The sequence below is a fragment of the Burkholderia stabilis genome (genome assembly GCF_001742165.1).
Lineage (GTDB): Bacteria > Pseudomonadota > Gammaproteobacteria > Burkholderiales > Burkholderiaceae > Burkholderia > Burkholderia stabilis.
The window spans coordinates 1,192,827-1,214,866 of sequence record NZ_CP016443.1; the positions used below are offsets into that span (position 1 = coordinate 1,192,827).

The window sequence follows — 22,040 nt, forward strand, 5'->3', positions numbered from 1 at the left end:
ACGGATCTGGCTCATCGTGCGACGTCGATCTCGACGCGGCGGTTTTGCGCGCGCCCCTGCGCGGTGCGGTTGTCGCCGACCGGATCGGCATCGCCCTTGCCGACGGCTTCGAGGCGGTTCGCCTGCACCCCGGCGGCTTGCAGCATCTGCATGACCTGGGTGGCCCGCTCTTCCGACAGCACCTGGTTCGACGCGAAATGACGGCTGCGAATCGGCACGTTGTCCGTATAGCCGAGAACCGTGACTTTGCCCGGCACCTTGGCGATCTCGGCCGCGATCTTCGAAATCAGCGGATTCATCGATGCCTGAACCGAAGCGCCACCGGGCCGGAACATCGCGTCGCCGCGGAACGTGACGGCGCTGCGGCGAGCGTCTTCGTCGACACTGACGGTGCCGGTCGCGATTTCGTCCTTGAGCAGCTGCTTGAGGTGCAATTGCGGCGGCGGTGCAGGCGGCGGCGTCATGCGGGCGATGTCGGCAATCTGCTTCTGAACGTCCGCGCTGCGATTGAACAGTTCGTACTTGAACCATCCGAACAGTCCGAGCAGGACCACCGACAGGACAGTCGCGGTAATCCACACTGGAAAATCGTAGACCGACAGGCGCTTGCCACTTGCGTTGGATTGCCAGTGGGGAGACAGCGCCAGTGGCACGGATTCGCGTTGCGACGTGATGACGTTGTAGAGCCGCTGGCGAATCGCGTCGTGCTTGCGCGCGCCATCGGCCGCACCTCGGTAGCGGCCCTCGAAGCCGAGACTGAGCGTCCGGTAAATGACTTCCAGCAGGTCTCGATGCTCGTGAGGGTCTTCGAGCAAGCGGCCGATCAGCAGGTAAACCTTGTCGCCGCCATCGAGGTCGCCGTGGAAGGTGGTTGCCAGCCCCTCTTTGATCCATGCAATCCCGGATGAACCGGCCTTGCCCCATGCGGTTTGCGTTACCGTTTCGTCCAGCGCCGTGCACAGGCAATATCGGGCGCCAATCATGTGGTCGCGTCGGATATTGGTCTGCTCGCAGAGTTTTTCGAATACCCGCACTTCCTGCTTGAGAAGCGCGCGTAACGACGCGACTGCGTTCTTCGACGCAAATTTCTCCGGCATGTCGGCCTGTGCACGCAGCAGGACGCGGGATGCTTCAAGTAATGGATTCGGCGCAGCCTTCACTTGGGCCAGGCGCTGCTCGAAGACCTCGGGCGGTGCAATACCCTCGTTGGCCGGCGTATCGTCTTCCCGGTTCAGCGCATCGGCCAACGCCTCCGTATCTTCCGTGGATGTATGCACGGAATCGATCGGCGCGCGGGTTTTCCTTGGAGTCGACATGGTTAGCGTCCCACCTTTGCCGTTGACGTGGCAATCAGCCGGCAACCGCACTCGGTACGGTGCCCATGCAGCGCCACGCGGCGCCCGCCGACGCTGAGCGTCGGATGCGCTTCGATGATCTTGTTGACGCCGTGCGGACGACCGTCCGGATAGGTTTCCGGGCAATCGACCAGATCATGCAGGCGGGCGATTTTCCTGCCGCCGATCTTGTGCGTATCCGAGCCGGTAATGATCCGGCCGCCATGGTCGGTTGCGTCTCCGACGACTGCGATGCTGATTGACATGGTGCTATTCGTAGGCTGGCGCGCTTAATAACGCGGAAAGGTGCTGAAGTCGACTTTCACTGGCGGCGGTAACGTCCTGAACTGCTCGGCAAGGTAGTTGCCGCGATCCGCCGCCGCTACCCTGGCACGCTCGATGGCAATCTGCGCGGCGGCGTCTTTCAGGCCGAGCGACCGAACGCGCCTGTCGTTGCCGACGAAGAACGTCCGCGCCCAACCGTAACCGCCGGGTGCATATTCATGGAAATAGGGCACGCGGAACCATGCGCGGCTGTCGTGAACGTAATCGTCCAGCAAACGAATCGCGGCGCTAGGCAGCTTTCGCACCGCGGCGTCAGACGTGTGTTCGAGCAGGAACGGCAGCATTTCCTGCGGCGGCGCGAGAACATAATCCAGGACTGGTTGATACGGGGCCACGGCACCAAACAGCTGCAGCACGCGATCACGCCCTCCCATCCAGACGGTCGTCGACCCTTGCCGACGGTGCGTGGCGACATCCTTCCGTTCAACCGTCAGGTAATAAGCGCTGACGTCCTGTTCCAAGGCAATGGCATCGCTGGCCCCCCAACCTTCAGCTTCACCTTGTCCGCCGGCGGGCGAGACCAGTACACCTGCCAGCGCGAACGACGATCGGGATACAGGTATGCCAGCAAGAGGCGGAACTCCTCCGCGGCTTCGAGAAGGTCGGTCTTGTCGTTGGTCGTTACGTCCGTCGTACCCTCGCCGGGCCGCGGAGGTTTCCCAGCCGCAGCCGCCATGATCTCGGCGTCTTTCTTCTTGATTTGCTCGCCGAGTTCAGCCGCCTTTTTCTTGAACGGATTCGCCAGTGCCGGAATCGCAGGCATGCTGAGCGCGGCGGCATCGAGGCCAGCCTTTTGCTTCTCGAGTTGGCTCTTCTCGTGCTTCAGCTTGTCAAGCTGGGAATTGGACGCTGCCTTGCTCGCGATTCGCGTTTCGAGTCCGTGGGGCGTGACCTCGTCTTCAGGCGCATGACGGAAAAAGGCCTGCGACGTGATGTAGGCCTGCGGATTTCCATAGTCCGCGCGCAAGGTACGCCATGCGAGCGACTGACCCATGCCGATACGAAGTGCGGTTTCGACGCTGTCGAGGGGCTTTTGATTGACGGTTGAGAGCCAGTCGTTGAAGGCGCGGGAAACGGATGACGAGATTTTGAAATCATCGTCTACGATCTTCGGAAGCGGTGATTCCTTTGTCTGCACAGATAATGGCACGCCAGCCTTCAATGCCTCGATATACATGTTGTGCAAGGTGACCTGACTAAGCTTGCTACCGTCGCCGTCTCGAGATTTGCCCTCTTCATTGAACGCATAACCACCGCCCACGTCCGAATGTACCCCCGGGTAGGCGACCTCAATCCTGCGCGGCTCGCTGACCGGATAGGCATGCTGCTCCCGAATGGAATCGAGCGGGAAACTCATGCGCTGTTCGTGAATCGAGAAGAAATGCACGCACTTCTTCACTGAAGCGGGAATGTTAAGGGCACCTTTTGCGGTCCATGCCCAGTGCCCGTCTAGATCCGCCATATCGATCGCCGCAGTGGCCGTATCCGGCAGACCAACCGATGCAACCGTGTCGAAAATCCCCAGGAAATTGACCTCGTACGGAATCGCGCCGGCGATCATACCGTCCGGTGCCCACGTGTTGATGAGACGGTTGACGAATACGCGCGCGCCTGCCGCACCGCGCGAGAAGCCGAATACGTTCACCCATACCTTCTTGATCGAACGATTCAGTTGACCACCCGGTCCGCGATGCTTCTTCTGAAGCGCGGACAGTTCCCCGTGAAGACGCTCCAGCTTCGCCCGAGATTTGTATCCGTAGTACACCTGCGATGCGGTTGCGATAGAACCCGCCATGGGGAGAGCCTTAGACACCTTTCCGACAATTTGCGTCAGCGTGCCGTTCGAGGCCATGACGTCATTGTCGATCGACGAACACAGAGCACGGGCCTCAGGATCGTCCAGCAATCGACTCCCCGTCATCGCGATATGCAGCGCGTTCAGCAAGCGGGTGTATCCCCAAGCGACGCGCATACCGAAACCAAGGGCGAATGCCTTGCCTTCCGACGTGAAAGCCATTTCGCCAATTTCAAAAAATGGAGTACCGACACCCGGAACGTACTCGGAGAAAATCCCTGCTTCTTTTTTCCGCTGGCAAGCACGAAACATTCTCGCGACATTACTGTGTGTCGGCTTTTTCGTATATTTTGTATCCCATTCAAGATTATTATTCGTACCATCGAAGAACAGATTGACGTGAAGCGTCTTCGGACAGCCAGCGGGCTCCCCTGCCAAGGTACTTTTGCCCATTGCTCGGGCCGCTTCACCTTCTGCCAAACGCCCTTGTTCGTTGAACGGTTCGGGCCAACGGATTACGCTCATCGCACTTTCTCCTCACTTCTTGTTCAATTCCGCATCCAGCACGCCCTGCACGATGTACGGATCGTTATCGGCGGGTTTCTCCGCCATTTCCGGTTTGTCCTCGATCTCCACACGGATTCGATCGCCGGGCAGGAAATGCGCCACAAAACCGTAAGTCCGTCGACCATACGGCGGCACGTCGGTGGTCGCAGTAAGCCATTGATCACCGCTGCGGTCTTCGTCATAGGGTTTCGTGTCCCGCCGCCACTTGATTACGAGCTTCATGCCTGGACGCCAGTGGGCAGGAATACCGATACAGCACGATCCACCACTTTCCGAGCGCTGTTTCCCAGCCTCTTTCGGCAACATATTTGAACCGCCTGCAGACAGTTCATGACCCTCGCTCGTAATGAGAAATTGATCAATGTAATAATCGGTATAGTTATAGCCACTGACGCTGGACGGATTGATGTCATTTGAATCCGAGCAACCAATCATCGTTAGCAACAGCGAACAGGTAAGTAAAGCAAGGAAATGCCTCAGAGCACTGATTTCCATCTCAAGAAAATCTCCTTTTATGTAGTCAGGATCAAGATGACGCGTAACGTCTGTGGGCAGCGGTAGAACTCTCCTGCCAAGGTACTTTTGCCCGTTGTGCGAGCAGTTTCGCCCTCGCCCAAACGACCCCGTTCGTTGAATGGCTCGGGCCATCGAATGACGCTCATCACACCCTCTCCTCACTTCTTGTTCAATTCCGAGTCCAGCACGCCCTGCACGATATAGGGATCGTCATCATCGATTTTCGGGAGAATTCCTTTCTCATCCCTGATCTGGATACGAATCCGGTCGCCTGACAGGAAATGCACCACGAAGCCCGCGGTGCGTGGCCCGTACGGCGGCACGTCTGTGGTCGCAGTAAGCCATTGGTCACCGCTACGGTCATCGTCGTAGGGTTTCGTGTCTCGTCGCCACTTGATCACGAGTTTCGTGTCTGGACGCCAGTGGGACGGAATGCTGATGCAGCACACGAATCCCCCTCCGCCCGAGCGCGCTTGACCGTCCTTTTTAGGAAAGATATTCGGCCCGCCTGCTGAGAGTTCCTGGCCTTCATTCCCGACGCGGAATCCCGCGATGTAGTAGTCGGTGTAGTTATAGCCACTCACATCCGATGGGTTACTCTCATTTGCATCCGAGCACCCAAGGATCGTCGACAGGAAACCAGCAGCAAGAAGACCGGCAAAGCGCTTCGAAACAACTACGATCATTTTTCGGCATCCTGTTCATCGATCGACTTCGCACGCTTCTCGAAATCACGCATCAAATCCCGCCATACATACGACGGAACCAACTCAAACTCTTGTAGCAACGATGCTTCGCCGGCAACAGCCGACCGGATGGCCGATCGAATCTCGCCCTGTCGGTCGAACGCTTCGCCATACTGATACGAGGCCACACAGAACGCGTGAAGATCTGCCCTGAGCGCCAACCCCCATTGAATCGCACGACCATATCGGTGAAGCAAATCCCGGTACCTGATGGCATATGGCTGATTCGCGTCGATCAGGCCAAGGTCGCTCAACTCGCTCATGAGCGCATGCGGCTCATCATGCTTTTCCAACGTATCGAGCTGCCGCTGACTGAGTGACAGCGAAAACTGCCTCGCATCCTCGATGCGCAAACGCTCGTCGATAGCGATGTACCGCCACTCCGAGCTTCCACCGCGATACATCCATGTCGCTATCGGGCGTGTGAGTTCAACGATCACCGCTTGGCCGGCGACGCCCACTATCGACGGAAGCGAACGTGGATCGAACCAGCGAAGCAGAACCTGCATGCCTTCACCGATGTCCGCAAAGAGAAAGCGTTGAATATGAATCTTGAGTTCATCGATACCGAGCGCGCTGCGCATCACTGTGAAGCATGGCCGATACCGATCCATCTGATCGATATGACGAACCCATTCGCTATCCGCGTCGTCGATCTCGAAAAGAATCGGAGCCGCGTTTCCGGCCTCCTCCTCGGGCAATCCTTCAAATAACGATCGCACCTCCGGCGAGAACTCGAGCACCCATATAGCAAGCGCCTCCGGGTACTGCGCGCCATCGACCAGGCCATAGAGTTTTCCGTTGCCGTCTACTGTTTTCATGAAGCCAACCTCAAAGCCGCGGCACAACCGATGCACCGCTCTTCGCGGCTTTCAGCAGACACTCGATGCACACCTTGGGAACGTGAAGCTCGACGGAAACTTCGTCAGGTTTAGGAAAATAATGGGTGGCTGCATGTGCCAGCCAGACACCGCTGGTGCCACTTTTGATGCTGCCCTGCTCAAGCTCGATATAGCTCCCGCCACCGTTCAGAACCAGCTTCTTTTTCGCCTTGATATGGATCGTGTCGCTGGTGACGTTGACCTCGAGGAGGGCCAGCAGATTGATCGCCTTCTGCAGTGCGTGAATGTCGATATCGCCATCCGCCGCGACGGATTTCATGCCTCCATGCGCTGCAAAATGACGCACCGTGTCCTGAGCGCTGACGAGGACGCTACCGCTCGCCGATGCCGCGATATGCGCCCCGCTCGTCAGCGCAACGTGCTGACCGCTCGCGATATGCGTTGTCGCGGGAGTCGTAGTCTGGATACCGGCGGCGCCAGCAATGACGACGTGCGGCGCACCCAGCTCGTAAAAACCGTCGTCGGCGCGGCTTTGCGGCCCGCGTATGGCGGCGTTCTGTCTGGCCAGCATCGCGGCGACTTCTTCCTGATGGGCGTTCGCGTCCTGCGCCGTGGCCTGTTGCGCCAGTTGAGCAATCGTCGACTGCCAACGCGCGGCTTCTTCCAACCGGGCAGTCGTTTCATCCATGTCGGTCAAATGCGCCTGCGCATTGGGACGTGCTTCCGTCGTAAGCAGCATGCCCTGCCCCGCACGAAACACGCCGTGGCCGTCCGTCCGCAACTCCGCCCCACGACCACGCTCATCCTGCCGCCCGGCATTCCCCGCAATACGCGTGATGTACCCCAGATTCAACTGCGAGCAACCTTCATCGCTCGACAGATGCGCCTGGATCTTTCCGTTCGTATCATCAAAAGCCAGCGTATTCGCCCGCCGGGCACCGACCTCCTTGCTTCGATAACCGGCGAGTGTCTGGTTCTCCGGCAGCGCGAACGGCGGCATGTTGAATGCATTCACCGCGCTGCCCACGACGATCGGCAAATCCGGATCACCATTGACGAAAGCGACCTCGACCTCATGCCCCCGGCGCGGAAGAAAAACACCCCCGAACTGATCGCCGTGCCACGCACCGGCAACGCGCACCCAACAGCTGGAACGCTCGTCGTTCTTGCCCAACCGGTCCCATAGGAACTGCAGCTTCACCCGGCCGTATGCGTCGGTCCAGATTTCCTGCCCCTCGGGGCACGTCACGACGGCATACTCGACGCCGGTCATGCGCGGCTTCGCAATCGTGCGCGTTAGCCGAAACGGTTCATGGGTCGGTTGCACCGTGAAATCCGCTTCGCAGCGATACTGCTGGCCGGCCCCTGACGCTTCGCCGATCTCCTCGATCGCAAGCCTGCAGGCAATCACCGCATATTCGCGATTCGCCGCGATCTGCGGGTAGTGCGACAGCACGAATGTCTGCCCGGTGACCATGCCACGCAAGTTGCCCTTGCCGTGGGCTCTCAATCCCTGGCACCGCCAGGCCTGCATCTGCACCAGCGTCAGATATTCCGCCTCCGTGCGCGGTTCGTTGTGAGCGCCGGAGAGTCCGGCCGCACCTGCTTGCGGCTGTGCGTAATCTCCCCACGAATAGCGCTCCTGATGAGCGAGCCCCATTTCGCGAGGGTCTTCGCGCGTCACGGTCAAATTCGCCCGCGGCAACGTATAGTCGTAGTCGACAGCCGTCACCGCGCCCGTGGTCAGCGCATGGGACACCGAAAAATCGTGAATGTGTTCCTCGTCGATCCGTCGACTGGTCGGCGGTTCGTAGCGAAGCTCGGCATAGGCATCGCCGAGCGGTTTGAGCGCCCCCATCGAATCGCAAAGCACGAGTCGATGCTTGCCTTCGTCATGTTCGAAGAAGTAGTAGATGCCCCACTCTTCCCACAAACGCTGCAGGAATGTCCAATCGCTTTCGAAGTGCTGGCGCTGAATGTCCCGCTTGGGCCATATCTTGTTCGGCCGGGGAGTCGTCAGTCGCTTGTCGATCGGGAACGGATAAACCGACAGCACGGCATCCGTGATCTCGACCACGGACATATCCTGGAAAATGCGACAGTCGCAATTCTTGGTCGCATGCCAGAGCCACGGTCGCAGCGTAAGGGCATAGACGATCGAGCGACCGTCCTCACGGACGATCGTCGCATGGCTGACAACACCGGTGATTTCGCGCGAGCCGGCGCCGATATTGGCCATTCCGGCAGCGCCGGCGAGACCTGGAATGAAATGTCCCCTGCCTTCGAGCTGAATCGATACGGTCACTTCGGTGCCGATCAGCGCGTCGAGATCGACATTCGCCGCGATGCTCTGCGAAAACCCGAGTGCGTCCGGCGTCTTCAGCTCCAGGACGTACTCGAACAACTCGCCAATCGTCTCGCCGCCAGCGAGCTTCACCGGCGTCAGGATCGACTGACCACCGTACATCGGCAAGGCCGCGCCGGAAACCGACAGCGTCCGTGGTGCGTCAAACAAAGCCATTCCGATGCCCCTTTGAATCGATCGAGTCACTGATCATCCACAATACGTTCAACCTATAACGCCTACCCCGTCCTATTTCCAACCGTTAACAAGGGGATAGGAGTTACCAAATAAACTATTGATTAAAAAAATCACCAACGCAACAATCACGCACAGCATAGAGACAAGGCCGGCAAATATTCCGCCGGCAAAGTCTTTATCTCCGCGCACAATAAATGCAACGGCAACCAAGGCTGCGACAACCGGCGGCACTAGAAAAAAATATCCGCGCCAAAACAAGTTACGCATCGGATCGATAGATGTAACCGCCCAATACCCCGCGATCAAAATCAGCCAGGCAAGACCAAAACCACGAAGCACAGGGTTTTTTCGAGATGGTTCGGGTGCACGTTCAGTTATATTTTTCATATCAAATTCGAGTCAATCAAATCCTGAAATTGAATCACTTCGCTATCCAGCTCCTTCTCGACCATCGCTCCTACGCGCGTACCCCCCAAAGCTCAAGCTTCAACGACGGAAAGTCCCCCGCCACATGTAATGCAATCCCGCCGTGACGCACCACCTCCTCCCACAGCGCCCCGCCCTGCGTCAGCTCGTAATAGATGTATCCCGCATTGAACGGAATCTGCCGCGGCGGCACCGGAAGTGCCTGCAGGCCGATACCCGGCAAGTGACTGCGCACCAGACTCGGCAGCTTCTCCGATGGCCCCGCCTTCGCCTGCGCGAGAAACTGCTGCCGCAGCACATCGGGCGGCATCGCCGCATGCACGGCCAGCACCAGCGCAGCAAAGCCCTGCATATCCCCCGGATCGACCACTGCATTGCGCATGCCGTGCCCCTGATCCTCGAGCGCGATGCTCTGCGCACTCCGTACCAGCACGGCATTGAGCAGCCGATGCGTATCGTCGACCACCGGCTTCAGGCAAAGATGCGGCGTCGTGTGCCGATAAGGTGGATGCGTGTCGAGCGGACGGCGCGTGTCCGTGCGCAGATGGGTCGACAATTCCCCCGCCATCGCGATCAGCAGCGTGTACACATCGGCTGGCGATGTGGTCGGCACGCGCAGCATGTGCTGCAGCAACGGCTGATACCGGTTGAGGATCTGCAACAGCAAGTAATCCGTGACCGTCGCCGCACTCGCGGTTGTGTCGTCGGTACCGGCCAGCCGCTGCGACAGCGCATTCGCGCGCAGGTGAGCGAGATCGTGGATTTTCGTGACCCAGCTCGTCAGCAGATCGCTCACGCCATAGCCCGACACAGGCGGCACGAGCGTGTCGTCCAGTTCAATGCTGCCGTCTGCGCGGATGGTCTTCACGCTCGTGAGCGCAAGACCGATCCATGCACTGCCCAGCTCCTTCTCGGGCACCAGGCGCAGCCGCAGGTTCGACAGCTGGACGGACTCGGGCGCCAGCCCGATCGAATTAGAATCGCGCAGCTCGGTATCGAACACCTGGTAGCGCGCCATCGAATCCGCCGTGTTCTCGAACGTCGTTTCCTCGCAGTTCGGCAAGCGCACGGGCACCGCCAGATAGATCACCTGATCGACGTGCTCGGGCCGGATCGTCAACGGCGGCGGCAACGGCGTATTGCCCGGCGCATCGAACGGCGTGCCGTCAGCGAACACGCCGGCGGCCGACTTGACGACCACCTTCCCGAGCGCGAGCGACTCCAGATCGAGCCCGTAATGCACGAAGCCGAAGAAAAACGGCGACAGCGGCGCCGCGCGCATGTGCGCGTACTTCTCGAAGTAGCGTTCCTGTTGCTGGAACAGTTGTGGCCTGAAAAACAACCCCTCCTGCCAGGCGACCTTGGCGTACCAGCTCATACGTATCGTCCGTTTCGTTGCGCGACGTGTTTCATTTCTTCGTTTCCTCGATCCTCACGGCCTTGGCCTCGAGACCGACAGTCAATTTCAGCTTCGGCGTGAAAAATCGGTACCACGCCTTGTCGCGCGCTGCGGGCAGCGTGTAGACCGACCGCCACACCGCGTTCGGCAGGTCACGATAGGCCGCGATCACGCCGATGGCGGTCGTTTCCGGATCAGGGCGCCGGACGACTTTCCGATGCTCGCCGGGCCGCAACTGGAACTCGTCGCGCTTGACGACGTCGTCGGCCAGCACCGTCTTCTCCTGTTTCTCCAACGTGAAGAAATCCGTCGCCTCGAATGCGTTGTCGCTCTTCAGCTCGTAGAGGCGCACCACGATCGGCGCCGGCCGCCCGCGATCGTCCGGATTGACGTCGGATGCCGCTTTGACGGCCAGTTCGAGCCGAATCGGTTCTTTCGGCTTCGGTTCGCCGCTCGCGCAGGCCGAAAGCAGCACGACGGCAGCGCACAAAGCGGCAGTCAGAATCGAACGCATGCAGAATTCACCTCGATGAACCGCGAAATACGCCGCGCGCGGAGAACACACATGCTCTGTCGCGCGCGGCGCACCACGCTTACGCTTCCTTGTTGCCCTTGATGTCGAAGCTCGCCGTGACGGCGCCACCGCTGCCGCCCTGCGCGTTCTGCACGACATACTCCTGCTTGACCTTCGAGAACGACAGCGACACCGTCTCGCGGCTCTTCTCCTCGCCGGCCTTGCTGCCCGACGGCTTCACGCGCGTGACGATCACGTCGCTCATCGTGAGCTTCAGGTACTCGAGCGGATTGCCGCCGGCCTTGCGCATCACAAGCACCGCCTGGTCGATGTGCTTGCCCGTCAGCGCGTACTTCATCAGGTTCGGGCTTGCACGATCGATGTTGTGTTCGAACGTGAGGTCCTTCACCGTCGCCTTGCCCGCACCGCCGCCGCTACCCGAATGCATCGTCGATTCCTGCAGGATTTCCCAATCCCAGTTCAGGATCTCGATCTCGTCCTTGTGCTTGTCGTCGAGCGATTCGCCGTTGATGCCATCGATCTTCAGAAAAATGTCCTGTGCCATGCGTAGTACTCCTGTTATTAAACGATTGGAATCGGGCCGATCATCGTCTGCCGAAGCATCCTCATGTTCGGCCCTGCGGGACCTGCCGGATGGTTAAGCGGCTTCCTTGATCGACGGCAGCTTCGTCACGAGCCGCAGCGAAACGGTCAATCCTTCGAGCTGGAAATGCGGGCGCAGGAAGAACTTCGCCTGGTAGTAGCCGGGATTGCCTTCCACGTCCTCGACGAGCACCTCAGCCGCCGCGAGCGGCCGGCGTGCCTTCGTGTCCTGCGACGAGTTCGCCGGATCAGCGTCGACGTAGTGCATGATCCATTCGTTGAGCCAGCGCTGCATGTCCTCGCGCTCCTTGAACGCGCCGATCTTGTCGCGCACGATGCACTTCAGGTAATGCGCGAAGCGCGAGCAGGCGAACAGGTACGGCAGGCGCGCCGACAGGTTCGCGTTGGCGGTTGCGTCGGGGTCGTGATACTCGGCCGGCTTCTGCAGCGACTGGGCGCCGATGAAGGTCGCATGATCGGTGTTCTTGCGATGCACGAGCGGAATGAAGCCGTTCTTCGACAGTTCGGCCTCGCGACGATCCGAAATCGCGATCTCGGTCGGGCACTTCATGTCGATCCCGCCGTCGTCCGTCGGGAACGTATGGCACGGCAGGTTCTCGACCGTGCCGCCGGATTCGACGCCGCGGATCAGCGAACACCAGCCGTACTGCTTGAACGAGCGGTTGATGTTGACGCCCATCGCGTATGCCGCGTTGGCCCAGCCATAGCGACTGTGATTCGAGCCGTTCGTGTCTTCCTCGAAATCGAATTCGTCGACCGGATTGGTCTTCGCGCCGTACGGCAGGCGCGCGAGGAAGCGCGGCATCGCGAGGCCGACGTAGCGCGCATCCTCGGTATTGCGCAGCGAATTCCACGCCGTGTATTCGAGGTTCTGCGTGAAGATCTTCGTCAGGTCGCGCGGGTTGGCCAGTTCCTGCCAGGACTCCATCTGCAGCACCGACGGGGCCGCACCGGTCACGAACGGCGTGTGCGCAGCGGCCGACACCTTCGCGATCGAACCGAGCAGGTCGACGTCCGGCGGCGTGTGGTCGAAGTAGTAGTCGGCCACAATGCACCCGTACGGCTCGCCGCCGAGTTGGCCGTACTCCTGCTCGTAGATCTGCTTGAAGAGCGGGCTCTGGTCCCACGCCAGCCCCTTGTAGCGGCGCATCGTGCGATGCAGTTCGGTCTTCGAGACGTCCATCACGCGGATCTTCAGGTGCTCGTCCGTCTCTGTGTTCGACACGAGATGGTTCAGGCCGCGCCATGCGGATTCGAGCGCCTGGTAGTCGTCGTGATGCAGGATCAGGTTGATCTGCTCGGAAAGCTTGTGATCGATCTGCGCGATGATGGCCGCGATGCTCTTGTAGGCGTCGTCGCTGATCGTGATCGTTTGCGTGAGCGCCTGCTCCGCGAGCGTCTGCACCGCATGTTCCACCGCCGCGCGGGCCTGGTCCGTCTTCGGCCGGAACTCCCGCTCGAGCAGCTGCGTGAAATCGGACTGGGTGGTCGCCTGGGCCTCGACGGCCTGTGCTTGCTGTTTTGCCATGATGGTCATCCTCGATCGGTTTGTCTGTCAGCTCGCGTCGCCCGGATCGGCCGCGCCGGCTTCTTGCCGCTCGGGCCGCGGTGCCGCAGCCAGCGACTTCAACAGTGCCGGGTCCTGCAGCAACTGAGTGACGAGCGCCTCCGCGCCCGACTTGCCATCCATGTACGTCTGCAGGTTCGCCAGTTGCGTACGCGCCTGGAGCAAGCGGCGCAGCGGCTCCACCTTGTCGGCGATCGCGGCCGGCGAGAAGTCCTCCATGCTTTCGAAGGTCATGTCGACCATCATCTGACCTTCGCCCGTCAGCGTATTCGGCACGGCAAACGCGACGCGCGGCCGGATCGCCTTCATGCGCTCGTCGAAGTTGTCGATATCGATTTCCAGGAACTGGCGGTCCGACACCGCCGGCAGCGGTTCGACCGGATGCTTGCCGGACAGGTCGGCGAGCACGCCCATCACGAACGGAAGCTCGATTTTCTTCTCCGAGCCATACACTTCGACGTCGTATTCGATCTGCACGCGCGGCGCACGATTGCGCGCGATGAACTTCTGCGAACTGCTAGCGGACATGAACAGTCTCCTGACAGTGGTTGACGGATGTCGAGCTCAACGGCGTGGCTCGACAAGATGAGAATGGGTCGCCTCGAACGTCAGCGCTTCGGCGGGCGATGTGGAGGCGTCGCTCGCGCCGATCGAGATGCGCTCGAGTGGCACGCGCGATGCAAACGCATCGAGCCATAGCGCGGAAAGGCGCGGTAGCACATGCTGTTCGATGAAGCCGATGAGCACGCGCGCACCGGTCTCCTGAACCAGACAACGGTCGACGATGTAGCTCACGACCGTGTCGTCGTAGGCAAGCGCAATGTCGTGGCTGTCCGCCATGCGTTTCACGACGCGATCCAGATGCAGGCGAACGATGCGGGTGAGTGCGTCGTCGGCGAGCGGACGGTACGGCACCACCGTCACACGCCCCATGAACGCCGCCGGAAATACTTTCAGCAATTCCGGGGCAAGCGCGTCCCGCAGCCCGTCGAGATCCGGCGACAGCGCCGGGTCCGCGCACAGGCCCGCGCTCAGGTCGGCGCCGACGTTGCTCGTCAACAGGATGGTGGTATTGCGGAAATCGATATGGCGGCCGTCGCCGTCTTCCATGTAGCCCTTGTCGAACACCTGGAAGAACATTTCGTGCACGTCGCGATGCGCTTTCTCGATCTCGTCGAGCAGCACGACCGCATAGGGACGGCGGCGCACCGCTTCGGTCAGCACACCGCCCTCGCCGTAGCCGACATAGCCGGGCGGTGCACCTTTCAGGCCAGACACCGTATGCGCTTCCTGATACTCGCTCATGTTGATCGTGATCAGGTTCTGTTCGCCCCCGTAGAGCGCCTCGGCAAGCGCCAGCGCGGTCTCTGTCTTGCCTACGCCGGAAGGGCCGGCAAGCAGGAACACGCCCAGCGGTTTCTTCGGATCGGTCAGGCCCGACCGTGCGGTCTGCACGCGCTCGCCGATCAGATGCAGTGCATCGCGTTGCCCGATCACGCGCGTCTCAAGCGTTTCCGGAAGGCGACGCACAGCGGCAATCTCGTCGGTGACCATGCGACCGACCGGGATGCCGGTCCAGTCCGAAACGATCTCGGCGACGATGGCGGCGTCGACCTCGGGAAAGACGAGCGGTACATCGCCCTGCAGCGCGGCCAGCGTCCGTTCGAGTTCGCGCAGCGTGTCGACCGATACCGGTGAACCGTCTGCGTCTGCGATCGCGGCTTCGCGCCCGGCGAGCAATGCCTGGGCGGCCTGCGCCTGTTCGCGCCAGCGCTCCGCGAGCGATGCTTCCTCCGTCGCCAGCACGTCGATACGCGTATGCACGCGATTCAACGCCTTGTCCGCATCGAGACCGATACGGGCCTCCTGCACCAGCAGGATTTCTTCGGCGCGCGCTGCAGCCAGACGCTGCCGCACGTCGTCCAGTTCGCGCGGCGTCGCGTGCTGCGACAGCGCCACGCGCGCACACGCGGTGTCGAGCAGGCTGATCGCCTTGTCGGGCAACTGACGGGACGGAATGTAACGATGGGACAGCGTCACTGCGGCGCGGATCGCTTCATCGCGAACGACGACGCCGTGATGCGACGAGAACGTCGGCACGAGCCCGCGAACCATGTCGGTCGCCGCCGCCTCGGACGGTTCTGCGACCTGCAACACCTGGAAACGCCGGGTCAGCGCCGGATCCTTCTCGATATGTCGCTTGTATTCGGCCCAGGTTGTCGCGCCGATCGTGCGGATCGTGCCGCGTGCGAGCGCCGGTTTCAGGAGGTTAGCGGCATCGCCGGTACCGGCTTGGCCGCCCGCGCCGATCAGCGTATGGATTTCGTCGACGAACAGGATGATGGGCGTCGCCGATCGTGCGGCGGCCTCGAGCACACCCTTCAGGCGAGCCTCGAATTCCCCCTTCATGCTGGCCCCCGCCAGCAGCGCGCCGACATCGAGGCTCAACAGCCTCACGTCGGCCAGATTCGGCGGCACGTTGCCCGCTGCGATCGCACGCGCGAGCCCCTCCACCACGGCCGTCTTGCCGACCCCGGCCTCGCCGGTGACCAGCGGATTGTTCTGTCGGCGACGCAGCAGCACGTCGATCACGGTGCGGATTTCGAGTTCGCGGCCGATGACGGGATCGATTTCGCCGGCACGCGCCCGCGCGGTGAGATCCAGGCAATACTGCTCGAGCGCGTTGCCCTTCGACGGCCCCGGCTTTGCACCGGATGCCTCGCCCGGCAAAGCCGGCGCGAGTTCGCTTTGATCGTACGGCCCGTCGGCTGCCTCCGGTGACCCGTCGATCCAGGCAGGAAGCACGTCGCCAAGATCTTCCACCGGGATCTTGCCGAATTCAGGAGAAATGGCGAGGAGCACGCGCCGAAGTTCAGGTGTCGAGACAAGTGCCGCGACCAGCCATGCACCACGCACGCGACGATCGCCATGACCGAGGGTCGCCAGCACCCAGCCACGCTCGATGGCCGCTTCGATATGCCAGGAAAAATCGCTGATCGAACTCGCGCCAGCCGGCAACGCAGCCAGCGCCCGCGCAAGATCACGCTCGAGCACGTCGCGATCGATATCCGCATGCCGCACGATTCGCCGCAGGTCACCGTCCGACTGCTGGAGCAGTTGATGCAGCCAATGGACGAGTTCGACGAACGGATTCCCGCGCAGCTTGCAGAAACTCGTCGCCGACTCGATTCCCCGATAAAGCTCGACCCCGAGCTTGCCGAACAAAGTCTGGCGTGAAATGTTCATGATGGTCTTGTTATGTTCGTTAGCGCGTTGCGAATGCACACGTCATGGCAATAAGGATTCCTTTATTGCCCTCATGCCAGACGGTACCTCGAACATTCGAAACACACTTCCCTCTCCGATTCGGGAAACGGCCTGATCCGAATCAGGAGCCGAATTATCAACATGAAACAATAACCACGTCAACGCACCAACCACATCGACAACAATTAATAAATATAGGACAAATCCCATATTCCATCACATCAACTCCATGCCTGAGCCACCGAACAATCATGAACAATCCATACGGACCCCACCAAAAACGCCACCTACAAATCGCCGCCATTTCGAGATAAAAAGCGAAAATCAAAACCGCAAAACGTCAACAAACGATACAAATCCTTTTACTAAAATCACATCTTCATTTAAACGTTTCGATTTTTAACAATCATCCCATAATCAATTTTTTCATTTTATTTCCCAAGCACTTTTTTGAGACGAAATATTCATCGATACTCGCGCTTTATTTGCAGATCTTTCTGCCACCGAACCCACCCATGCGTTCCCTTCACCTGCCCTGGCATCGTCAATCGAACACGCCGCTCGTCGCGCCCGCGTCGGAGAAAGCACGTCCACGGCCCGTTACCGACACGTTGCAACCGGGCGACGCTTTCGGTTCCGCGCACACCGCCGACGACGACATGCTCGGCCTGCTTGGTATCGGCGCACGGGAAGATGCTGCTGCCCGTCCGCATGCCGCAGCAGACACGGTCCGCAACGAAGCCGGCCACACCGATGCGCTGATCAATGCGCTCCATGCGCAGTACTGGCGCGCCCTCGCCGCCCCCGGCGCACCGATCTCTTCGGCGTGGGCTCCATCGGCGGACGACACGCTCACGCCCCCCATCTCACCGGATCACCCGGCCTATGAAAGCCAGGGGCATTCGGATTCGATCGAGACGTTCTTGTCCGGCAATCGCACGATCGAGGAGGTATTCGGTCATCTGGACAGACACGCGGAAGCGGTAACCGATGGCGAATCCGTTCCGGAGATCCTGCAACTTTTCGCGCCACGCGAATTTCATGCCGAGTCCGCGCGCCGCACCCCTGTCCCGCCACCGCTTACCCGGCGCGAGCACCATGCGCTGTCCGTGGACAGCCCGCTGGCCGCGTCCTTACGTAAGGACCAGCCATGACAAGGCTCACCGCCATCACTACGTCCGCCACGCATCGTGCGGGCAACATCCCGCTCGCCGACCAGATCGAGCGCATCGAGGCACGCATTCGCTCGCAGCCGACGACCACGCCCCATCGCTGGGCGCTGTTCCAGCTGCTATGCATCGTCGGCCAGTGGTCACGCGCAATCCAGCAACTGCAGGTTTGGGCGAAGCTCGAACCGAGTCAGGGCCGAACCGCACAGATGTATCGCGACCTGATCCGTGCCGAGCGGTGGCGGGCAAAGGTGGTCGAGGGCCGCGAACACCCTGGCGCCGTCCTTGCATCGCCGCCCTGGATCGACGCCCTGCTGGATGCGATGCGTCATGCTGCCGACGAGCAGGTCGAACAGGCCGACATCGTCCGCGACGCAGCCTTTCGGGCTGCACCGAACGTTCCGCTCGTCGCGCCGCAGGGGGATGCCGCCTGGATCGCCGACAGCGATTCCCGCTTCGGCCCGGTCTGCGAATTCATCACGGCCGGACACTATCGCTGGGTGCCGTTCGCCGACCTGGCGGCATGGCGCGTGTCGCAGCCGACGCAACCGGTCGATCTGGTCTGGGCACCCTGCGCACTCACGCTCGTCGACGGCAGCGACGTCCACGGCTTCATGCCGGCCCGGTACCCGGGTTCGGAAACCGGCAACGACGCCGTGCGTCTCGGACGCAAGACCCTCTGGCACGACATCGGCCGCACCGGTGTCGTCGCGCTCGGGCAGAAGACATGGGCAACAGACCTGGGCGACTTCAGCCTGTTTGAACTGGCGCACGCCGAGTTCGGCTCGCGCGTCGCGCCAATTGCGATCAACGCGAATCAAGCCCATGACTGAAGGCCGAAAACGCCAGCCGGGCGCCGATGCCCCGGCCACACGTACGCCGCGGCGAGCCAACTCGCATCTGATGCCGACGCTGCTCGACCGCCTGCGCGACGATGCACCGCATCGACAGACCGAAGCCCCGGAGGAATACACGGTCACACGCAAGCAGATGCGCGACATCGTGCAGCGCGATCTCGCCTATCTGCTCAACACGACGAGCATCGAAGACCGGATCGATCGCGCCTGCCATCCGCAAGCTGCTGCGTCGACCGTGAATTTCGGCGTGCCGCCGCTCGCAGGCACCTTTATCGCATCACGCCAGTGGAATGACGTCGAATGCATGATCAGTCGCGCCATCGGCGATTTCGAGCCGCGCCTGATTCCGGATTCACTGGTGGTATCGCCCCGCACCCACGCCGATGCCGATTCCGCGGGCGAACATCACAACGTGCTCGCCTTCGAAGTACGCGGCCTGATCCACATGGATCCGTATCCGCTCGAATTCATGGTGCAGAGTTCGCTGGATCTCGAAACGAGCGAAATCCGGATCACGGGCATGCGTGCCGGCTGAGCACGGCGCACACCACGACCCCAACGAGGCTTCTCCGATGGACCCGCGACTGCTCGATTACTACAACCAGGAACTCATTTACATGCGCGAGCTCGCCGCCGAGTTCGCACGTGCGCATCCGAAGATCGCGCGCCGGCTCGGCATGCAGGCCGGCGAAGTGGCCGACCCTTACGTCGAGCGCCTGATCGAATCGTTCAGCTTCATGGCAGCGCGCATGCAGATCAAGCTCGATGCGGAATTTCCGCGCTTCACGGAGCGACTGCTCGAGGTCATCTACCCGAACTACGTCGCGCCGACCCCGTCGATCTCGATCGCTCGCCTGTATCCCGGGCAGTCGGAAGGCAACCTCGTCGATGGCTATCGCCTTCCGCGCGGGACCGCGTTCACCGCGCAGGTTCCCGATGGCGAGCGCACGGCCTGCCGGTTCACGAGCGGACAGGACGTCACACTGTGGCCGCTCGCGATCACCGACGTGCGGCTGACCGGCATTCCACCGGACATCCCGGCGCTGGAGCGTTATTGTCCGCCCGATACGCGAGTGCGCGGGGCGTTGCGAATCAGGCTCGCGACCACCGGCAACATGCGGATCGTCGACCTGAAAGGGCTCGACCGGCTTCCGGTCTATCTGGCAGGTGACGAACAGGTCGCGTCGCATCTGTTTGAATTGCTGCATGCGGGCGGCATCGCCTCCGTGATCGGCGCGCCCGGCGAATTCGGCATGCCGGGCCGTCCGCCCGCGGCCGTCACCGACAGGGCGGTCGAATACGAAGGCCTGGGCACCGATCAAAGCCTGTTACCGCTCAACTGGGCCAAGTTCCACGGGCACAACCTGCTGCACGAATACTTTGCCTGTCCCGCACGGTTCTGGTTCTTCGCGTTGAACGGCCTTGCCGAAGGGTTCTCGCGCGTCAACGGCCGGGAAGTCGAGATCGTCGTCCTGCTTGACCGGGCGCCCGGGCCACTCGCCAATCTCGTCGATGCGTCGCGTTTCGCGCTCTTCTGCACGCCCGTCATCAATCTGTTCCGCAAGCATACCGACCGGGTCGAGATCTCGCCGCGCGATACCGAATTCCATCTGGTTCCGGCTCGACTCACGCCGCTCGACTACGAGGTGTTCTCGGTCAGCGCCGCCTATGGGCAGGTCGCCGCAACGTCCTCCGAACTCGAGTTCCGGCCGCTCTACCAGACGCTGAACAACGATGAAGGCAACCACGGCCGTTATTTTTCGATGCGGCGCGAGCGGCGCCTGCTGTCCGATTCGGCGCGCCGCTACGGGACGCGCACGCCATACGTGGGGACGGAGGTGTTTCTCTCGCTCGTCGACCAGGCCGAGGCGCCGTATGGCGAAAACATCCGCTTCCTGTCGGTCGAGGCGCTGTTGACGAACCGCGATCTCGCCACGCTCGTGCCACGCAACGGCGTGCACGACCTGGAGACGGCGCAGTCCGCGCCGGTCGACAGCATCGGCCTGATCCGCCCGCCGAGCGCACCGTTGCCGCCTTATGCCGAGCGGGAAATGGCGTGGCGCCTGATCCGCCAGTTGAACTTCAACTATCTGCCGCTCGAAACCCTCGATCACCGGGAGGGCGGGCAAGGCCTGCGCGACCTGTTGCGCCTGTATCTCGTGGATAGCGACGCCGGACAATGCAGGCAAGTCGAAAGCCTCGTGGGCGCGAAAACGCGCCCCGTAACGCGCAAGCTGCCGGGAGCCGGCCCGATGACCTTCGGCCGCGGCATCGAATGCGTACTGACGGTCGACGAGACAGGCTTCTCGGGCGTGAGTCCCTATCTTTTCGGCACGATCCTCGAACATTGGCTTGCGCGGCACGTGTCGATCAACAGCTTCACGCAGACGGAGCTGCACTCGATGCAACGCGGCCGGATCGCGCGCTGGCCAGCACGCACCGGCACGCGCGGAGCCCTGTGATGAAGCGCGCCACGCTCCCCGCGCTGCTGCTCGACAACGCGCTGTCACCCGAGTTGCTCGAGTCCCTGCAGGCCGAACCCTGGCGTTTCGGGTTCCTGTCGTTGCTGCGTCGAATCGGCGCGAACCCCGCGATCGATCCGGTCGGCAGCGCGCGCCGGCCGCAGGCCGAACCGTTCAGGCTGGGCCAGCAGCCGAGTCTGGCCTTCGCGCCGCGCGAAATCGCGAGCGCGCACGAGGCGGGCGGGCGACTCAAGGTGCGGCTGTTCGGCCTCGGCATGCTGGGGCCCAACGGCCCACTCCCCATCCACGTGACCGAAATCGCGAAGGATCGGGAAAGCGGCCGCCGCGACACGACCACGGTCGACTTCTTCGACATTTTTCACCACCGGTTCTTCACCCTGTTCTATCGTGCGTGGGCGTCCGCGCAGGCGGCTGCAGGCCTCGACCGGAAACACGACGAGCAATTCTCGTTCTACGTCGCCAGCCTTGTCGGACAGGACATCGGCGAGATCAGCCGACGCCCCCTTCCGTCGCATGCGCGCCTTGCCACCTCGGCCCATCTCGTTCGCGAATCGCGCAATCCGGACGGACTGCGCACCACGCTAGAACATTATTTCGGCGTCCCGGTCGCCCTCGAGGAAAACGTCTTTCACTGGATCGAAATCGATCCGGCCGACTGCGGGCGCATGGGCTACCCGGGCGCCGCCGCGACGATGGGCCGCGGCGCGGTGCTCGGGCGCGTCGCACCGGACCGCCAGCACCGGTTTCGCATCGTGATCGGTCCCGTCGATCTCGACGCGTACCTGCGTTTCACGCCGCAAGGTGAAGACCTGCCGCGACTCGTCGAGTGGGTGCGGGCATTCGTCGGTCACGAGCTCGAATGGGAACTCGAGCTTCGCATCAAACCCGAAAGCGCGCCGCCGGCCATGATGGGCGGACGGCAGCGGATGGGCTGGTCCGGCTGGCTGGGCCGTCCTGCATCCGACAAGCCGATCACCGGCATGCGCTTCGAGCCCGAACGCCATGCACGCCATTTCAATCGCCGCGATACGGCCTCCGGGCATTGAC

The 22,040-nt window shown here is 61.6% G+C and carries 20 protein-coding genes; 5 read left to right on the plus strand and 15 right to left on the minus strand.

Going from position 1 to position 22,040, the window contains the following annotated elements:
- Window positions 1–11 precede the first annotated feature (11 nt).
- The 15 genes from tssL to tssH form a co-directional block, all read right to left on the minus strand.
- Window positions 12–1,316: a type VI secretion system protein TssL, long form gene (gene tssL / locus BBJ41_RS23290; protein ID WP_083281951.1), complete on the minus strand. Its 1,305-nt coding sequence runs from the start codon at window positions 1,314–1,316 to the stop codon at window positions 12–14.
- A gap of 2 nt (window positions 1,317–1,318) precedes the next feature.
- Window positions 1,319–1,600, minus strand: a complete 282-nt coding sequence (locus BBJ41_RS23295) for a PAAR domain-containing protein (RefSeq protein WP_069748638.1) — start codon at window positions 1,598–1,600, stop codon at window positions 1,319–1,321.
- A 24-nt stretch (window positions 1,601–1,624) separates the two neighbouring features.
- Window positions 1,625–2,140 (minus strand): hypothetical protein, encoded by a 516-nt coding sequence (locus tag BBJ41_RS42135; RefSeq protein WP_418222312.1) that lies wholly within the window; start codon window positions 2,138–2,140, stop codon window positions 1,625–1,627.
- The gene (locus BBJ41_RS23300; RefSeq protein ID WP_418222313.1) at window positions 2,110–3,999 is read right to left on the minus strand and encodes a T6SS phospholipase effector Tle1-like catalytic domain-containing protein; all 1,890 of its coding nucleotides are present in this window, start codon (window positions 3,997–3,999) and stop codon (window positions 2,110–2,112) included. The genes BBJ41_RS42135 and BBJ41_RS23300 overlap by 31 nt, the downstream gene beginning before the upstream one ends.
- 12 nt (window positions 4,000–4,011) lie before the next feature.
- On the minus strand, window positions 4,012–4,536 hold the full coding sequence (locus tag BBJ41_RS23305; RefSeq protein ID WP_069748639.1) for a DUF3304 domain-containing protein: 525 nt from the start codon (window positions 4,534–4,536) through the stop codon (window positions 4,012–4,014).
- A gap of 179 nt (window positions 4,537–4,715) precedes the next feature.
- Window positions 4,716–5,243: a DUF3304 domain-containing protein gene (locus BBJ41_RS23310; protein ID WP_069748640.1), complete on the minus strand. Its 528-nt coding sequence runs from the start codon at window positions 5,241–5,243 to the stop codon at window positions 4,716–4,718.
- Complete coding sequence (locus tag BBJ41_RS23315; RefSeq protein WP_069750336.1) at window positions 5,240–6,124, minus strand: DUF4123 domain-containing protein; 885 nt, start codon at window positions 6,122–6,124, stop codon at window positions 5,240–5,242. The genes BBJ41_RS23310 and BBJ41_RS23315 overlap by 4 nt, the downstream gene beginning before the upstream one ends.
- Window positions 6,125–6,134: 10 nt before the next feature.
- The gene (locus tag BBJ41_RS23320) at window positions 6,135–8,666 is read right to left on the minus strand and encodes a type VI secretion system Vgr family protein (RefSeq protein ID WP_069748641.1); all 2,532 of its coding nucleotides are present in this window, start codon (window positions 8,664–8,666) and stop codon (window positions 6,135–6,137) included.
- 72 nt (window positions 8,667–8,738) lie between these two features.
- Window positions 8,739–9,074 carry a hypothetical protein gene (locus BBJ41_RS40555; protein WP_156814849.1) on the minus strand — a complete coding sequence of 112 codons (336 nt, stop codon included), beginning with the start codon at window positions 9,072–9,074 and terminating at the stop codon, window positions 8,739–8,741.
- Window positions 9,075–9,144: 70 nt separating this feature from the next.
- Window positions 9,145–10,491 (minus strand): type VI secretion system baseplate subunit TssK, encoded by a 1,347-nt coding sequence (tssK, locus tag BBJ41_RS23325; protein ID WP_069748642.1) that lies wholly within the window; start codon window positions 10,489–10,491, stop codon window positions 9,145–9,147.
- Window positions 10,492–10,522: 31 nt separating this feature from the next.
- The gene (gene tssJ / locus BBJ41_RS23330; protein WP_069748643.1) at window positions 10,523–11,026 is read right to left on the minus strand and encodes a type VI secretion system lipoprotein TssJ; all 504 of its coding nucleotides are present in this window, start codon (window positions 11,024–11,026) and stop codon (window positions 10,523–10,525) included.
- Window positions 11,027–11,105: 79 nt separating this feature from the next.
- On the minus strand, window positions 11,106–11,591 hold the full coding sequence (locus tag BBJ41_RS23335; RefSeq protein WP_069748644.1) for an Hcp family type VI secretion system effector: 486 nt from the start codon (window positions 11,589–11,591) through the stop codon (window positions 11,106–11,108).
- A 93-nt stretch (window positions 11,592–11,684) separates the two neighbouring features.
- Window positions 11,685–13,178, minus strand: a complete 1,494-nt coding sequence (tssC, locus tag BBJ41_RS23340; RefSeq protein WP_069750337.1) for a type VI secretion system contractile sheath large subunit — start codon at window positions 13,176–13,178, stop codon at window positions 11,685–11,687.
- Window positions 13,179–13,205: 27 nt separating this feature from the next.
- Window positions 13,206–13,745, minus strand: coding sequence for a type VI secretion system contractile sheath small subunit (tssB, locus tag BBJ41_RS23345; protein WP_069748645.1), 540 nt, complete (start codon window positions 13,743–13,745; stop codon window positions 13,206–13,208).
- Between the two features lie 36 nt (window positions 13,746–13,781).
- On the minus strand, window positions 13,782–16,463 hold the full coding sequence (tssH, locus tag BBJ41_RS23350) for a type VI secretion system ATPase TssH (RefSeq protein ID WP_069748646.1): 2,682 nt from the start codon (window positions 16,461–16,463) through the stop codon (window positions 13,782–13,784).
- A gap of 536 nt (window positions 16,464–16,999) precedes the next feature.
- Here tssH and BBJ41_RS23355 point away from each other — a divergent pair.
- The 5 genes from BBJ41_RS23355 to tssG are packed head-to-tail and all read left to right on the plus strand — an operon-like array spanning window position 17,000 to window position 22,039.
- Entirely contained in the window at window positions 17,000–17,638 is a 639-nt protein-coding gene (locus BBJ41_RS23355) for a TagK domain-containing protein (RefSeq protein ID WP_069748647.1), read from the plus strand.
- Complete coding sequence (locus BBJ41_RS23360; protein WP_069748648.1) at window positions 17,635–18,486, plus strand: type VI secretion system accessory protein TagJ; 852 nt, start codon at window positions 17,635–17,637, stop codon at window positions 18,484–18,486. Before BBJ41_RS23355 ends, BBJ41_RS23360 begins: the two co-directional genes overlap by 4 nt.
- Window positions 18,479–19,045, plus strand: coding sequence for a type VI secretion system baseplate subunit TssE (tssE, locus tag BBJ41_RS23365; RefSeq protein WP_069748649.1), 567 nt, complete (start codon window positions 18,479–18,481; stop codon window positions 19,043–19,045). Before BBJ41_RS23360 ends, tssE begins: the two co-directional genes overlap by 8 nt.
- A 37-nt stretch (window positions 19,046–19,082) precedes the next feature.
- A complete protein-coding gene (tssF, locus tag BBJ41_RS23370) occupies window positions 19,083–20,972 on the plus strand; it encodes a type VI secretion system baseplate subunit TssF (RefSeq protein ID WP_069748650.1) in 1,890 nt (629 codons plus the stop codon).
- Window positions 20,972–22,039, plus strand: a complete 1,068-nt coding sequence (gene tssG, locus BBJ41_RS23375; protein ID WP_069748651.1) for a type VI secretion system baseplate subunit TssG — start codon at window positions 20,972–20,974, stop codon at window positions 22,037–22,039. The genes tssF and tssG overlap by 1 nt, the downstream gene beginning before the upstream one ends.
- Window position 22,040: the final 1 nt, after the last annotated feature.